The following is a 15,724-nucleotide window of genomic DNA, read 5'->3' on the forward strand; positions in this document are numbered from 1 at the left end:
TTTGACTTGCTCATTTAAAAAATAAAAATTAACGTTGACGTTTACTATTTCGTTCAGTTTTCAAAGAACTCTTGTCTCAAGGCGACTTTCTTATCTTACCACCTTGATAATAACTTGTCAACAACTTTTTTCATCAAGTTATTTTTGAGTTATTTTTTTGTTGTTGTCTTAGCGACGTATATAAATATAACATCTGTTAACTTGTTGGTCAACAACTTTTTCAAAAAAAATAAAAGTTTTCTCGAAAAGATTCCAGAAAACTTTTATTTTGGATATTCCTCCAAATTATAATATGAAATTATTAATAACAAGTAAGGCAGCTATTCCTGGAATACCTAAAATAGCTGAAACAATGGCTGTGGGGAAGTTAATAGGGATATGAATACCGAACTGTACCCCAAAGATGTTAATAAAGAAAAGCAGCAGAACGCCAATAATCAGCTTAATCGATAAATTTCCAATGACTCGAAGCATTTTTTCAACACCACCTGTTACTAAGAGTAGAATGATTAGTCCTGTTAAAAAAGACACAACTACAATGGGATGATTTAGCATGTTGCCTCCTTCTTAAAGCAGATAAGTTACCTTATATGTATGTCCAAGCATTCAAAAAAAGCACTATTCACGGAGAGAAATCCTTATTTTATAAAGACAACAAAACAGGATGCCTCTATGACATCCTGTTAATTGAAATATTTCGATGCTTGGCTTCTTTTAATAGAAAAAGATACTTCATTTTGGCTAATCGAATATCTACCATTACCTCTTCTGAAGGATCTACACTTCTTTCTACCATTGAAGTTTTGTGACTCCATTCCTGCTTTACTTGCATAAAAGTCTTCACAAATTCATCATCATACTCTTTGCGTAACCAACCTTTTCTTTTAAAAAACATATGCGAGTACCTCGTTATACTTCTCTTCTACCTTCTAGGGCTTTAGATAATGTTACTTCATCTGCATACTCAAGGTCTCCTCCAACGGGTAACCCATGAGCAATTCTAGTAATTTTAATTCCTGTCGGCTTTAAGAGCCTAGAGATATACATAGCCGTAGCTTCGCCCTCTATATTCGGGTTAGTGGCTAAAATCACTTCTTGAATCTCATCATCTTGAAGTCTTTTTAATAACTCTGGTACTTTGATATCTTCAGGCCCTATTCCTTCCATAGGTGAAATTGCGCCATGCAGGACATGATACAAGCCGTTATATTCTTTCATTTTCTCCATTGCAATGACATCCTTAGGGTCTTGCACGACACATACCACATTTCGCTCTCTGCGCTGATCTTGACAAATGTAACAAGGATCTTGATCTGTGATATGTCCGCAAACTGAACAATAGGTTAAATTTCGCTTCGCATTGACTAATGCTTTTGCAAAATCTAATACTGTATCTTCTTTCATAGATAAAACAAAGAACGCTAAGCGAACAGCTGTTTTTGGACCAATGCCGGGTAACTTCATAAAACTATCTATAAGCTTGGATATTGGTTCTGGATAATGCACGTGGCAACCACCTTATTAAAGTCCTGGAATATTTAAACCTTTTGTAAATTGACCCATTGTGTTATTTGTTAAATCGTCCATTTGTTTTAATGCGTCATTTGTTGCTGCTAGTACTAAATCTTGTAGCATTTCAATATCTTCAGGATCTACTACATCCTCTTTAATATTTACATCAATTACTTGTTTCTGACCGTTAACTACAACTGTTACCATTCCGCCGCCAGCTGTACCTTCAACAGTTTTTTCAGCTAACTCTTCCTGCGCTTTTTGCATATCTTTTTGCATTTTTTGCATTTGTTTCATCATTTTTTGCATATTGCCCATGCCTTTCATCATATGAACATTCCTCCTAAATTTACTCTTGAATTTCGATTAAGTCTTCTCCAAATAGCTTTTTCGCTTCCGCAACCACAGGGTCTTCCTCCTGTGTTTGACCTGATGACCCATCGCTTTGCTGTCCTTGAAGAAACTCTTCTCTTACTTTATCCCATTCACTTTCTGGAATTGCAACCATTTCACGCTTGCTGCCAATTAAAGTATATAAGATATTCTCTAAATTATCACGTACATTGTTGTTATTTTCAGAAGCCATTTTGCAATGAATTTCATATTTGAATTTAAGTATAAATGATTGATCTGAAGACGCAACCGGTTCACTGTTAGATAACAACGCTGCATGTGAAGCTTTATTTTGTTGTTTCAATGTGTCTAACACCTGCGCCCAGGATCGCTTAATCGTTTCTAAATTCTGCCGAGTGGCATTTTTTAAAACTTCATTTACCTTCCCAACAGGCGTTTTATACTGACTTCTTGACTGTCTTGTCTGTTTTTTCTCTGTTTGCGCTGCCTGAGCTGTATGATCAACTTGAATGCCTTTTTCTTTTAACTGCTGTAGTTCTGCTTCCATTTGATTCATTTTTTGTAAAATGTCTTGATATGGAAGAGCACTCTCTTGATTTGTAGAACTTTGAGCTAATTTTACTAAAGCTACTTCAAGTAGCACTCGAGGATGATTGCTCCATTTCATCTCTTGCTGAGTTTGGTTCAATTCAGCAATGACTTTATAAATAAAAGCACTATCCATTTTCGAACTCAGTTCTTTAAACTCTTCGTTAACCGCTGCTTTTTCAAGTAAATATGCATTTTCTTCAGAAGCTTGATAAAGCAGAACATCACGATAATAGAAGATGAGGTCCTCTACAAACCTCGCTGGATCTTTTCCGTTTTTGATCAAACTTTCAACAGAGTCTAGCGCTTCTACAATGTTTTCGTTAAAGATAGCTTGGACGATCTTCACAATAAAAGCCTGTGATACTGCTCCTGTTATGGATAGAACATCCTCTAAGCTCACCTTCTCCGTACTATACGAGATAGCTTGGTCTAAAAGACTAAGTGCATCACGCATGCCGCCTTCTGAAGCTTTCGCAATTTCGTAAAGAGCATCCTCGCTTACTTCTAGCTCTTCAGAACCTAATACTTCCTTCATTCGATATACGATATCTTCTGGCGAAATGCGTTTGAAATCAAAGCGCTGACATCTAGAGATAATCGTTAATGGAATTTTATGCGGCTCTGTTGTAGCTAAAATAAAGATAACATGTGCAGGAGGTTCTTCTAACGTTTTTAACAAAGCGTTAAAAGCTCCAATTGAAAGCATATGAACTTCATCAATAATGTACACTTTGTATCGAACAGCACTAGGTGCATATTTTACTTTATCACGGATATCTCGAATTTCATCGACTCCATTATTAGAAGCTGCATCAATTTCAATTACATCAGAAATGGAACCATCAGTAATTCCCCGACAAGTTGCACATTCATTACAGGGTTCAGCAATGGGTGCTTTTTCACAGTTAACGGCTTTCGCTAAAATTTTAGCAGCTGTTGTCTTTCCTGTCCCTCGAGGCCCAGAAAATAAATACGCATGCGAAAATTTCTCTTGGACAAGGGCATTTTGAAGTGTTTTGATAATATGTTGTTGACCGACTACGTCGTTAAAGCTTTGAGGACGGTATACACGGTACAGAGCCTGATATGCCACTACATCCTCTCCTTTTAATATAATTCATTAGTTATCATTATAGCGTATTATGAGGTTTTTTTTCAAAATAGTGAGAGATAAAATAAAAAGCCTACTCCAACAGAGTAGACTAAACTTATGTATATAACTGCCGTGCACCTTCCGTCGATTAGCCACCCCAGGCGTTACTTAAGCAGTTAGCTCGGTTCAGGCGACCCCATGGCACATGAGAGGTTCTGCTTACTGCTGCTTCCTTCCGGACCTGACAGGGTTCACAGATTCCCATTGCATAGGACCCAAACGTCAACACCACTTACTTAAGGCAGGCCCTAAGATGAGCTAACCTCAAGAAGGAATTCGGCCTCGCTAGAGCGGATTGCGAGTACAGGGCACCGCTACCTCCCCGCTTAGCACGGCAAAGTTGAAACCAATAGTTTGGGCATCAAGTTGATGCATTTACAAGTATACGTCTTTTCATTCAAAAATGCAACTGCTATAGAAAACTTACTTGTTCAGCGCTATTTTCCAGCCTTTTTTCGTTGACGCAACTCACGAAAAAAGGTAGTTAAGAGGCTCCCGCATTCTTCTTCTAGCATACCGCCTACTACTTCTGCTTGATGATTAAACTTTTCAAACTCTAATAAGTTTAACAATGTTCCTGCGCAGCCACCTTTAGGATCATAAGCTCCAAACACAACTCTTTTTACTCTTGATAATACAATAGCACCTGCACACATCGGACATGGTTCTAAGGTGACATATAACGTAGCGTCTTCCAATCTCCATGTTCCTAGTTTCTTACATGCTTCATCAATTGCTAAAAGTTCCGCATGAGCAACTGATCGCTGTTCTGTTTCTCGTAAGTTATAAGCTGAAGCAACCACCTCATCACCTTGAACAATAACTGCTCCAATGGGAACCTCTAATTTATCTTTGGCTTTTAATGCTTCATCAATTGCCAACCTCATATACTTTTCATCATTTAACACTTTTTATCCAACCTTACATATTATATTTTTTCTGAGTCAAACTATTTACTATGTACATCAGGAAAAGGAGAGACCTTGTGTGAAGAATGCTAAAACTGCTTTAATTATTATTGATATGCTAAACGATTTTCAATTTAAAAACGGCAAAATACTTGCTGAAAAATCTTTAACCATTGCTCAAAACATTGCCCAGTTAAAACAGTACGCATCGTCTCAACATATCCCTATTATCTATGTGAATGACCACTATAAGCTATGGCAAGCAAACTTAGAAACCATTTTAACACACTGTACAAATGAGGTAAGCTCACCTATTCTACATCATATTTCACCACAAAACGCTGATTACTTCTTAATTAAACCAAAGCATTCTATCTTCTATGGGACAGCTTTAAATATTTTGCTATCACAGCTCGATGTGCATACACTTATTTTAACAGGAATTGCGGGAAATATATGCGTGCTTTTTTCAGCCAACGATGCTTATATGCGTGAGTATAACTTAATTGTGCCTGAAGATTGTATTGCTTCAAACGCAGATGAAGACAATACCTTTGCTTTGAGAATGATGCATAATGTATTAAATGCTCGTATTTGCAAACATACCGAGTTGATGAATTAAGTAAAAAGCCTTCTCATATGATGGAAGTAAGTCATATGAAATGGAGGCTTTTTATTATGCAAATTTACACTGTTAAAGCAGGTGACAGTATATATAGTATTGCAAAACAGTTCCGCATTGACGCAGGGAAAATTATAAGAGCAAATGAATTACCTAATCCAAGTCAACTCGTCATCGGGCAATCTATGGTTATTCCAATCAACGGTACTTACTACACAGTAAAAGCTGGGGACACTATATGGAAGATAGGAAGAAAATTAGGCGTTAGCTATCAGGCTATTGCCAATGCGAACAATGTTTCAGTTACAGCACCCTTAACACCTGGCCGCCGCATCTTAATTCCCCCTTCTCCAAACAAAAGAAACGGTGAGTTTTTAGGGTATGTTGAAACAAGCAATCGAAAAATCACTCCTCAAACAGAGAAAATGATTAATCAAAATGCAAAATACCTTACTTATCTCGGGCCAGCGAACTTCGAAGTGCAAAAAGACGGTTCTCTAAAGGCACCTCCACTTAACAATTTAGGTTCTATTGCTAAAGAAAATGACGTCATTTTCTTAATGGTATTGGCTAATATTGAAAACGGTGCATTCAGTGACGAAGTCGGCCGAGCAATTTTAAATAATAAAGACGCTCAAGATACGCTCCTAAATAATATTGTAAAAACAGCGAAAGAACAAAATTTCAGAGACATTCATTTTGACTTCGAATTTTTGCGTCCGGCAGATAAAGAAGCCTATATTGCATTTTTACAGAAAGCAAAAAAGCGGCTTCAAGATGAGCAACTTCTTATGTCTGTGGCTTTAGCTCCGAAAACAAGTCGAGATCAAAAAGGCAAATGGTATGAAGCACATGATTATAAAGCCATTGGAGAGATTGCTAACTTCGTTGTTCCGATGACATATGAATGGGGATATAGCGGTGGGCCTCCTATGGCCGTCTCTCCTATTGGTCCCGTACGTGATGTTTTAGAATATGCAGTATCTGAAATACCTAGTTCAAAAATTATCATGGGTCAAAACCTATACGGTTACGATTGGACACTTCCTTACAAACCAGGAGGAGAATATGCCAAAGCCATTAGTCCTCAACGAGCTATTGAGTTGGCAGCTCGCTATAAAGTAGCGATTCAATACGACGATAAAGCACAAGCTCCTTTCTTCCGGTATAAAGATGAACAGCAGCGCACCCACGAAGTATGGTTTGAAGACGCTAGGTCTATTCAGGCCAAGTTTAATTTAATCAAAGAATTAAAACTTAGAGGAATGGCCTACTGGAAACTAGGCCTGGACTTCCCGCAAAACTGGCTCTTGATTGAAGACAACTTCAAAATTACAAAAAGAGTGACACAGCCATAAATAGGGAAAGCTTACTGTGAACAGTAGGCTTTTTGTTATTCTTCTTACTGAAAGAAATTTCTTTTCCCCTTATTCTCCTTCTCTATGTTAAAATATTTTTTGTCTGTTTTTTTTGAACGAGTGGTCATGAAGGAGGCAAATGAATGCAAGGCACACCTTTTATTTCAGTAGAAGGACCCATCGGTGTCGGAAAAACCTCTCTAGCTAAAGAGATTGCACAAGCATTTCAATTCGAAATTTTAAAAGAAATCGTAGATGAAAATCCATTTCTCGGGAAATTTTATGAAAATATCAACGAGTGGAGTTTTCAAACCGAAATGTTTTTTCTATGTAATCGATATAAGCAATTGGAGGATATTCAAAAAGGGTTCTTATCTTATAAAAAACCTGTTGTAGCAGATTATCATATTATGAAAAACATGATTTTTGCTGAGCAAACGTTAAAAGATGAACAGTATAAAAAATATGTACAAATCTTCCACATCTTAACGGCTGATATGCCAGCTCCGAACATTATTATTTATTTAAATGCCAGTTTAGATACCTTGTTAAAGCGTATTAAAATGCGCGGAAGAGAAATTGAACGAAACATCGATCCTCACTACCTTGCGAGGCTAAGTGATGATTATGAAAAGGCTATGACGGCGTTTGAACAAAATAACCCTGATGTAACCATTTTACGTTATGACGGTGATGAAATAGATTTTGTACAAAATAAACAACACTTAAATAGAATCTTATCAGAGGTTCAAGAGAGTATGTTAAAAAGGAGTATGTAATGGTAAACTTACGATCGAAATACAACATTCCTAATGATGCTGTGTTGACGATAGCGGGCACAGTTGGAGTTGGGAAATCTACAATGACTCAATCATTGGCTGATGCTCTCCAATTTCGCACATCGTTTGAAAAAGTAGATTCCAACCCTTACCTGGACAAATTTTATGGAGATTTTGAACGTTGGAGCTTCCACCTACAGGTATACTTTCTAGCGGAACGCTTTAAAGAACAAAAGAAAATTTTCGAGTATGGCGGCGGCTTCATCCAAGACAGATCCATTTACGAAGATACCGGTATCTTTGCTAAGATGCATTTTGAAAAAGGAACGATGTCTAAAGTAGACTATGAAACATATACAAGCTTGTTCGATGCAATGGTTATGACTCCATATTTTCCTCATCCGGATCTGCTCATTTATTTGGAAGGCAGCTTCGAAGATATTGTAGATCGGATTCAAGAAAGAGGGCGACCAATGGAACAGCAAACGCCTCTTGATTATTGGAAAGAGATGCACGCCCGATACGAAGACTGGATTAATAACTTTACGGCTTGCCCTATTCTTCGTTTAGATATTAGAGAATACGACCTTATCAAGAATCCTGATTCAATTGAATCAATTGTTGAAAAAGTGGCTCGCTTTTTACAACATAATGAAAAGCTAAAACGCCGTCATCTATAAAAAAATGCCGCTTTAATAGATAAAGCGGCATTTTTAACAAATAAAAAACCGTTACTTATAAGTAACGGTTTTCCAATCTCCAATTTATCGCGCTATGTTAATTGCATTATAAGTCAAATATGGCGGAGGAAGAGGGATTCGAACCCCCGCGGGCTTTAACACCCCTGTCGGTTTTCAAGACCGATCCCTTCAGCCGGACTTGGGTATTCCTCCGTATCGACAAGTATTAATTTATCATATATAAATAATGAAGTCAACTCTTTTATTGATTTTTTTTAAAAAGATGTTCATTAAGAATTAATTCTTAATGAACATCTTTTACTTTTATTTAGAGATAAATTCTTTATTTCCCATATATGGACGCAGCACTTCTGGAATTTGAATTGATCCATCTTCCTGCTGGTAGTTTTCTAAAATTGCAGCTACCGTACGACCAATTGCTAAGCCAGAACCGTTTAGTGTATGAACATGCTCTGGTTTTGCTTTTGTATCACGTCGGAAGCGAATATTAGCACGGCGAGCTTGGAAGCTTTCAAAGTTTGAACAAGAAGAAATTTCACGATACGTTTCATAACTTGGAATCCAAACTTCAATATCATACTTTTTGGCTGCTGTGAAACCTAGGTCAGCTGTACACATGCTTAGAACTCGGTAAGGTAAACCTAATAGTTGAAGAACCTTTTCAGCATGGCCCGTTAATTTTTCTAATTCATCATAAGAATCCTCTGGCTTAACAAAGCGAACCAGTTCTACTTTATTAAACTGATGCTGACGAATAAGACCACGTGTATCTCTTCCTGCAGAGCCTGCTTCTGATCGGAAGCAAGCACTATACGCTGTATAAGCAATTGGAAGCTGATCTCCACTTAAAATTTCATCACGATGCAAATTTGTAACTGGTACTTCAGCTGTAGGAATTAAGAAATAATCTTCTTCTTTAATCTTGAATGCATCTTCTTCAAATTTAGGAAGCTGCCCTGTTCCCATCATGCTTGTACGATTTACCATATATGGAGGAAGGATTTCTTCATAACCATGCTCATCCATATGTAAATCCATCATAAAGTTAATAAGAGCGCGTTCTAATCTTGCACCTAACCCTTTATAAAATACAAAGCGGCTTCCCGTTACTTTCGAAGCTCTTTCAAAATCTAAAATATTTAAATCTGTTCCTAAATCCCAATGCGGTTTTGGTTCAAAATCAAATTGTTTAATTTCTCCCCATTTGCGAACTTCTACGTTATCATCTTCAGTTTCACCTACAGGCGTACTTTCATGTGGAACGTTAGGAATTGAAAGTAGCAATAGTTCTAATTCTTCTTCAACGCTGCGAAGCTCTTCATCCAATTGCTTTACGCGGTCTCCTACTTCACGCATTTCAACGATTAAATGATCAGCATCTTGTTTTTCACGCTTCAATTGTGCAATTTGCTGTGATACTTCATTTCGCTTGCTTTTTAACTCTTCTGTTTGAGCAATTAGCTCACGGCGTTTTGCATCTAACTCTTCAAAGCGACCTAAGTCCGTTAAGTCCTCACCACGAAACTTGAGCTTTTCTTTTACTTCATTAAAATTAGCACGTAAAAATTTTAAATCTAACATACTTAGTACCTCCTTTAGTATAAAAGGGCAAAATAAAAACTCTCATCCCCATGAAAGGGACGAGAGTTTACCCGCGTTGCCACCCTAATTGAAAGCTAAAATAAGCCTTCCTCTTAAACCAGATAACGGATGAACCGAAACTGCCTACTACTTTTTCGACAGCTTGCTCCAGGACGGATTCATAAGAATTGATTATCGATTCACACCAGCCATCGACTCTCTTGAAATCAAAAATCTTATTACTATTTCCTATCAACGCTTTATACCAATATCATTTTTATTAATCATAATGTACTACAAGTCTGTACAAGATGCAATTCATTTATACAGGTTTTTTTGAAGCTTCTTCAACCATTGCTACAAAATACTGCGCCATGCGAGCATCATCTGTTAATTCTGGATGAAACGAACATCCCAAGAATTGACCTTGTCTTGCCGCAACGATTCGGTCGTTATGCATGGCTAAGACTTCAACGTTTTCTCCTACTTCTACAATATGCGGAGCACGGATAAATACGCCTATAAAATCTTCACCGATATCTTTAATATTTAGGGCAGCTTCAAAGCTATCCCGTTGACGCCCAAACGAGTTTCGAGCTACCGTAATATCCATAACACCTAAATGGGGCTCTTCACGGTCAACGACTTGTCCTGCGAGTAAAATTAAACCCGCACACGTACCAAATACCGGTTTACCTGCTTGTGCAAACTGGCGAAGAGGTTCCATAAAGTCATATTTGTCAATCAGACGACGCATCGCTGTGCTTTCGCCGCCCGGTAGGATTAAACCATCTATTTCGTTTAGCTGTTCAACTTTTTTTATGATAATGGCTTCAGCGCCTGCTGCTTCTAATGCTTGTGCATGCTCGCGAAAGGCACCTTGTAATCCTAACACGCCTACTTTTACCATTTTGTCAAAACTCCCTTTAAATTACCATCCACGCTCTTGCATGCGGTTTTCTGGTAATAATGATGAAATTTCAATCCCTTTCATTGCACTTCCTAACCCTTTTGATAAGTTTGCAATCAGTTCATAGTCTTGATAATGTGTTGTTGCTTCCACGATTGCTCGCGCAAATTTTTCAGGGTTGTCTGATTTAAAGATTCCTGATCCAACGAACACACCGTCTGCTCCAAGCTGCATCATTAACGCTGCGTCTGCTGGTGTTGCTACGCCGCCTGCTGCAAAGTTTACAACCGGTAAACGACCTTCACGTTTAATTTGCAGTAATAACTCATAAGGTGCACCTAATAGTTTAGCTTCTGTCATTAACTCATCTTCGTCCATGCCCACAACTTTACGTACTTGAGCATTTACTTGACGCATATGACGCACTGCTTCCACAATGTTTCCTGTCCCTGGTTCTCCCTTTGTACGAAGCATTGCAGCTCCTTCAGCAATACGACGAGATGCTTCGCCAAGATCACGGCAACCGCACACAAATGGAACCGTAAATGTATTTTTATTTAAATGAAACTCCTCATCAGCTGGAGTCAACACTTCACTTTCATCGATGTAGTCTACACCCATCGCTTCTAGCACGCGTGCTTCAACAATATGGCCAATACGAGCTTTTGCCATAACTGGAATGGACACAGCATTCATCACTTCTTCAACAATTGTTGGGTCTGCCATACGAGACACGCCGCCTGCTGCACGGATATCAGCTGGAACACGCTCTAATGCCATAACAGCAACAGCGCCTGCTGCTTCTGCAATTTTTGCTTGCTCTGCATTGATAACGTCCATGATAACGCCACCTTTTTGCATTTCCGCCATTCCTCGTTTTACACGATCAGTACCTGTAATGTTATTCATGTTTGTCTTCCTCCTGTATCAAGTGTTTCACAATAATTTTTAGTGTATATACAAAATTCAAAACTTAGTGTCTATTTTACCGCATTTTTCGGAAAATTCCTATCTAATTTATAGATTATATACAAACAAATCTAAAAATAAAAAGAAGAGATACTCTCTTGTAGTATCTCTTCTTTCTGTTCAGTTATCATTAAAACCAGTTATTCACTGTATTTGCAGCATTCATCCAAATATCGCTGAAGAAGTTGCCAATACTGCGGATAGCGAGAGAGAACCATCCAGCTTTTTCAACAGATTCGTTTGTCACAACCGGCGTCATGCTATCTGTAGTTTGACCTCCTACATAGCCTAAATCTTTAAGATTGCTGTTTGTTGCACTGACATAAGCAACTGTTTCTCCTTTTTTAATAGGAGCAACAACTTTTTGATCGTTCATAACTTTATCGTTTAACTTAAAGTTGATTTTAGTATGATCTTTTTGACCTTTTTCGGTAATAATCTTTACCGAATTCTTTGGAGAAACGGAAGCTTCTTTTGATTTTCCTTTAGCAACATTAATTGTTTCATGCCCTTTAATCTCGCCGTTAGCAGGCACTACTTCTTTTAACTGAAAATGACTAAAAGCATAATCCAATATCTTTTTTGTTTGGGAAAAACGAGCAGCTTCCGTAGACTTGCCGTTTTCCTTAGCATTCATTACAACTGTTATGTATCTTACCCCGTTACGCTCTGCAGTCCCAGTGAAACATTGACCTGCAAAATCTGTATGGCCAGTTTTTAAACCGTCTACGCCGCTGTAGGCAGCTGAAAAACCTGGGAGCATCTTGTTCCAATTGTTCATTTTTGTTTCGCCTTGTTGCCCTTGTCTAAACATCTTAGAAGGAGTTTTAGCTACTTCCAAAGATTCTGGATAATCATGAATTAAGTGATAAGCAAGGGTAGCAACTGCCCGAGCCGATAGAAGGTTCTCATCTTCTTCCTTCGTTCCTTTTGGATACATTCCTTTTAACAGAGAATTAGAAAGACCTGTGGAATTGACAAATTTTGATTCACCCATATTTAATCTTTTTGCCGTTTCGTTCATTAACTTAATAAAGTTTTCTTCAGAACCACTGACAGCTTCAGCTAAAGCGATTGCAGCTCCATTAGCTGAGTAAATAGCCATGGCATCATATAATTCTTTCACCGTGTATTTTTGGTTTTCAATTAACGGTACATTCGATAATCCATAATCTTGAGAAATTTTAGCTGCATATTTACTAACTGGCACACGTTGATCCCAAGATAATTTCTTATCTTTTATGGATTCTAATACTAGGTATTCTGTCATCATTTTTGTCATGCTTGCAATACCTAATAAAGCATCCGTATTTTTCCCGTATAATACTTTCCCCGTACTTGCCTCTACTAAGATCGCTGCATCTGCTTCAACGCCAATATCATCTGTTTTAGGAGCAGCTGATGCTTGTGTAGAGACAAAAAATACGCTGGCCATTAACATAACAGCAATGACACAAATTAATTGTTTCTGTACTGCGTTTCTCACTCTATACCCTCCAAACGTAAACTCACATAAATGTAATTTTATCATACTAAAATTTAAAAAAATAGATAAAGAAGTACTGTTACATTCATGATCCATGACATAAAAAACACGTTTCCCTAATAGGGAAACGTGTTTTTTAAACATTCATGATTATCTCATAGAATAGTTAGGAGATTCTTTTGTGATTTGTACATCATGTGGGTGGCTTTCTCTTAAACCTGCTCCAGTCATACGAATGAATTGTGCCTGTTCACGTAACGCTTCTAAGTTAGCTGAACCACAGTAACCCATTCCTGCGCGTAAACCGCCGATCATTTGATATAAAGTATCTGCTACAGGTCCTTTGTAAGGCAAACGTCCTTCGATACCTTCTGGAACTAATTTTTTATTATCTTCTTGGAAGTATCGATCTTTACTTCCTTTTTCCATAGCTCCTACAGAACCCATTCCACGGTACACTTTAAAGCGTCTACCTTGGTAGATTTCTGTTTCTCCAGGACTTTCTGTCGTTCCTGCTAGAAGGCTTCCTAGCATTACTGTATGTCCACCAGCTGCAAGTGCTTTTACAATATCTCCAGAGTATTTAATACCGCCATCTGCGATAATAGCTACACCGTGCTTACGAGCTTCAGTTGCACAATCATATACTGCTGTAATTTGTGGAACGCCTACACCAGCTACAACACGAGTTGTACAAATTGAACCAGGTCCAATTCCTACTTTTACTACGTTTGCTCCTGCTTCAATTAATGCTTTTGTACCTTCAGCAGTTGCTACGTTACCAGCAATAATATTTAACTCTGGATATGCCTCGCGAATGCTGCTTACCGTATCTAAAACGCCTTGTGAATGTCCATGCGCTGTATCAATAACGATAACATCAACGCCAGCTTGTACTAATTTTTCGATACGAACGTTTGAATCAGCTGTTACGCCAACAGCTGCTCCAACTAATAATCGACCTTGTTGATCTTTAGCTGCATTTGGAAACTCAATTACTTTTTCAATGTCTTTAATTGTGATAAGGCCTTTTAATACGCCATTGTCATCTACAAGAGGTAACTTTTCAATTTTGTATTGCTGTAGAATTTTCTCTGCTTCTTCTAAAGTCGTTCCTACTGAAGCAGTAACCAATTCTTCTTTTGTCATTACATCAGCAATTTGCATTGAATAATCTTGGATAAAACGCAAGTCGCGGTTTGTAAGGATTCCAACTAGTTTTTGTTCTTCTTCGTTGTTGACAATCGGCACACCTGAGATACGATATTTGCCCATTAAATGTTCAGCAGCAAATACTTGGTTTTCAGGAGTTAAAAAGAAAGGATCCGTGATAACACCACTTTCAGAACGTTTTACTTTATCAACTTGTTCTGCTTGCTGTTCAATCGACATGTTTTTGTGAATGATACCTAAACCACCTTGTCTAGCCATCGCAATAGCCATTTCAGCTTCTGTAACTGTATCCATTCCTGCACTGATGAACGGCACCTTTAATTTTAATGTTTTTGTTAGTTCAACACTCATATCAACGTCTTTAGGTAATACCTCAGATTTTGCTGGCACCAGTAAAACGTCATCAAATGTTAAGCCTTCTTTAGAAAATTTGCTTTCCCACATTATAGAATCCTCCTTTAAACGACAGAATATTATTAGTAGATTAACAAGCAGATATGTACCTGTCAATAACTTCACTAGATATCAGATAATTCTAATAAAAAGAAAAGGTGATTTAGTTGCATAAATTTAATGATGTTTGGACGTCCTACAATTTATTTTTCTCCGTTCCTTTTGTACAAGACTTTTTAAAAAAGCGCTATCAAAAATTGAATTATAGCGATGCAGAGCAACATAGCTTTAAAAACAGTTACCCCTTTATTTATTATTTGGAACACAGTAAAAATTATTATCAAGTTGCGGCACAATCTCCTGTATCAGTTCAACCAGTTTTATTATTTTATGGAATGTCACAGCTGTTAAAAGCCTGTTTGTTAACACAAAATCCCGTATATCCAGAGAATACGGCGGTGTTAGCACATGGAGTATCAACACGAAAAAGAAAAAAACAAAGTTATGATTTTTTAGATGATGAAGTTAAGATCCAAAAAAGCGGTTTGTTTTCACAAGTAGGAGAAGAATTGTTTCATGTGAAACAACTAGAAGGTAGTAAATATACAATGAATTACCTGTTGTCGTGCGTACCAGAATTAGATACATTATTTTTAAATTTGGGTACTAGGTCATTTTCCCATTTAACAACTATTGGATTGCTTCCAGCTACTTCTTTGTCTATTCCTGAACAAGTTACACGGTGTTATCATATGAATCACGAAAGGCTCTACTCTTTTTTAAAAGAGCGTTCCCGTCTATCATTGTCTCTGTCAGAAGATCAGGTACGTATTCTTGACCCTTCAAGCCGTTTGTATAATTGTTCACCTTTTATGTACAATTTCCAAGATAACACGCTGCATGCGCCCTTGGAAAAAGATAGCTGCTTATATTTCCCTGAGATGTTGGCACATTACTTATTACTTTATAATTTAAGTATGATTTCACGTTATGAAACGGAGTGGTGGTATGAATTATTGCATACATACTCTTCGAAAGATTACCCATTTATCTTGAGATTCCTGGAGGTTACGGCTCAAAAGATTCCTTACTTAATTTCTTGTTACTTAAATGAACATACAAAAAAAGACTAGCTAAAATAGCTAGTCTTTTTTCAAGTGCCTGGCAACGTCCTACTCTCACAGGGACAAAGTCCCAACTACCATTGGCGCTAAAGAGCTTAACTTCCGTGTTC

16 protein-coding genes, 1 tRNA gene, 1 other RNA gene and 1 other annotated feature are annotated in these 15,724 nt (G+C 37.6%); of the genes, 5 read left to right on the plus strand and 13 right to left on the minus strand.

The features are described 5' to 3' along the window. Nucleotides 1-285: 285 nt before the first annotated feature. From ACFX40_RS27350 to tadA, 7 genes are all read right to left on the minus strand, one after another. Nucleotides 286-555, minus strand: coding sequence for a pro-sigmaK processing inhibitor BofA family protein (locus ACFX40_RS27350; protein ID WP_028410391.1), 270 nt, complete (start codon nt 553-555; stop codon nt 286-288). Nucleotides 556-670: 115 nt separating this feature from the next. After that, nucleotides 671-895 (minus strand): YaaL family protein, encoded by a 225-nt coding sequence (locus ACFX40_RS27355; protein WP_013054840.1) that lies wholly within the window; start codon nt 893-895, stop codon nt 671-673. Nucleotides 896-909: 14 nt separating this feature from the next. Beyond that, a complete protein-coding gene (recR, locus tag ACFX40_RS27360; RefSeq protein ID WP_013054839.1) occupies nt 910-1,506 on the minus strand; it encodes a recombination mediator RecR in 597 nt (198 codons plus the stop codon). A 15-nt stretch (nt 1,507-1,521) separates the two neighbouring features. Beyond that, nucleotides 1,522-1,842: a YbaB/EbfC family nucleoid-associated protein gene (locus tag ACFX40_RS27365; protein WP_013081327.1), complete on the minus strand. Its 321-nt coding sequence runs from the start codon at nt 1,840-1,842 to the stop codon at nt 1,522-1,524. Nucleotides 1,843-1,861: 19 nt separating this feature from the next. Then, complete coding sequence (gene dnaX, locus ACFX40_RS27370; protein ID WP_377257343.1) at nt 1,862-3,550, minus strand: DNA polymerase III subunit gamma/tau; 1,689 nt, start codon at nt 3,548-3,550, stop codon at nt 1,862-1,864. 130 nt (nt 3,551-3,680) lie between these two features. Then, nucleotides 3,681-3,945: signal recognition particle sRNA large type (gene ffs / locus ACFX40_RS27375), an RNA gene on the minus strand. Between the two features lie 102 nt (nt 3,946-4,047). Next, entirely contained in the window at nt 4,048-4,518 is a 471-nt protein-coding gene (tadA, locus tag ACFX40_RS27380) for a tRNA adenosine(34) deaminase TadA (RefSeq protein WP_116516941.1), read from the minus strand. Between the two features lie 79 nt (nt 4,519-4,597). On the opposite strand from tadA, the gene ACFX40_RS27385 reads away from it, so the two are divergent. From ACFX40_RS27385 to ACFX40_RS27400, 4 genes are all read left to right on the plus strand, one after another. Next, nucleotides 4,598-5,140 (plus strand): cysteine hydrolase family protein, encoded by a 543-nt coding sequence (locus ACFX40_RS27385; RefSeq protein WP_028410388.1) that lies wholly within the window; start codon nt 4,598-4,600, stop codon nt 5,138-5,140. Nucleotides 5,141-5,196: 56 nt separating this feature from the next. Further along, nucleotides 5,197-6,498: a glycoside hydrolase family 18 protein gene (locus tag ACFX40_RS27390; protein WP_098334887.1), complete on the plus strand. Its 1,302-nt coding sequence runs from the start codon at nt 5,197-5,199 to the stop codon at nt 6,496-6,498. A gap of 143 nt (nt 6,499-6,641) precedes the next feature. Continuing rightward, entirely contained in the window at nt 6,642-7,277 is a 636-nt protein-coding gene (locus ACFX40_RS27395; RefSeq protein ID WP_028410386.1) for a deoxynucleoside kinase, read from the plus strand. Continuing rightward, nucleotides 7,277-7,957 (plus strand): deoxynucleoside kinase, encoded by a 681-nt coding sequence (locus tag ACFX40_RS27400; RefSeq protein WP_028410385.1) that lies wholly within the window; start codon nt 7,277-7,279, stop codon nt 7,955-7,957. The genes ACFX40_RS27395 and ACFX40_RS27400 overlap by 1 nt, the downstream gene beginning before the upstream one ends. A 120-nt stretch (nt 7,958-8,077) precedes the next feature. On the opposite strand, the gene ACFX40_RS27405 is transcribed toward ACFX40_RS27400, so the two are convergent. The 6 genes from ACFX40_RS27405 to guaB all read right to left on the minus strand — a co-directional run bounded on the left by ACFX40_RS27405 (nt 8,078) and on the right by guaB (nt 14,541). Continuing rightward, nucleotides 8,078-8,170, minus strand: a tRNA-Ser gene (locus ACFX40_RS27405). Nucleotides 8,171-8,281: 111 nt separating this feature from the next. Continuing rightward, the gene (serS, locus tag ACFX40_RS27410) at nt 8,282-9,559 is read right to left on the minus strand and encodes a serine--tRNA ligase (RefSeq protein WP_028410384.1); all 1,278 of its coding nucleotides are present in this window, start codon (nt 9,557-9,559) and stop codon (nt 8,282-8,284) included. Between the two features lie 52 nt (nt 9,560-9,611). After that, nucleotides 9,612-9,824 (minus strand) — a binding site (T-box leader). A gap of 57 nt (nt 9,825-9,881) precedes the next feature. Then, nucleotides 9,882-10,469 carry a pyridoxal 5'-phosphate synthase glutaminase subunit PdxT gene (gene pdxT / locus ACFX40_RS27415; RefSeq protein ID WP_013081320.1) on the minus strand — a complete coding sequence of 196 codons (588 nt, stop codon included), beginning with the start codon at nt 10,467-10,469 and terminating at the stop codon, nt 9,882-9,884. Between the two features lie 21 nt (nt 10,470-10,490). Continuing rightward, nucleotides 10,491-11,378, minus strand: a complete 888-nt coding sequence (pdxS, locus tag ACFX40_RS27420) for a pyridoxal 5'-phosphate synthase lyase subunit PdxS (RefSeq protein WP_013054829.1) — start codon at nt 11,376-11,378, stop codon at nt 10,491-10,493. Between the two features lie 190 nt (nt 11,379-11,568). Continuing rightward, nucleotides 11,569-12,924, minus strand: a complete 1,356-nt coding sequence (locus tag ACFX40_RS27425) for a serine hydrolase (protein ID WP_028410382.1) — start codon at nt 12,922-12,924, stop codon at nt 11,569-11,571. A gap of 150 nt (nt 12,925-13,074) precedes the next feature. Next, nucleotides 13,075-14,541: an IMP dehydrogenase gene (guaB, locus tag ACFX40_RS27430; protein WP_377257347.1), complete on the minus strand. Its 1,467-nt coding sequence runs from the start codon at nt 14,539-14,541 to the stop codon at nt 13,075-13,077. Nucleotides 14,542-14,657: 116 nt separating this feature from the next. Here guaB and ACFX40_RS27435 point away from each other — a divergent pair, with 116 nt between their 5' ends. Further along, nucleotides 14,658-15,623, plus strand: coding sequence for a YaaC family protein (locus ACFX40_RS27435; protein WP_028410381.1), 966 nt, complete (start codon nt 14,658-14,660; stop codon nt 15,621-15,623). The last annotated feature ends 101 nt before the right edge of the window (nt 15,624-15,724 follow it).

The organism is Priestia sp. YIM B13552 (assembly GCF_042787775.1).
Taxonomy (GTDB): domain Bacteria; phylum Bacillota; class Bacilli; order Bacillales; family Bacillaceae_H; genus Priestia; species Priestia megaterium_E.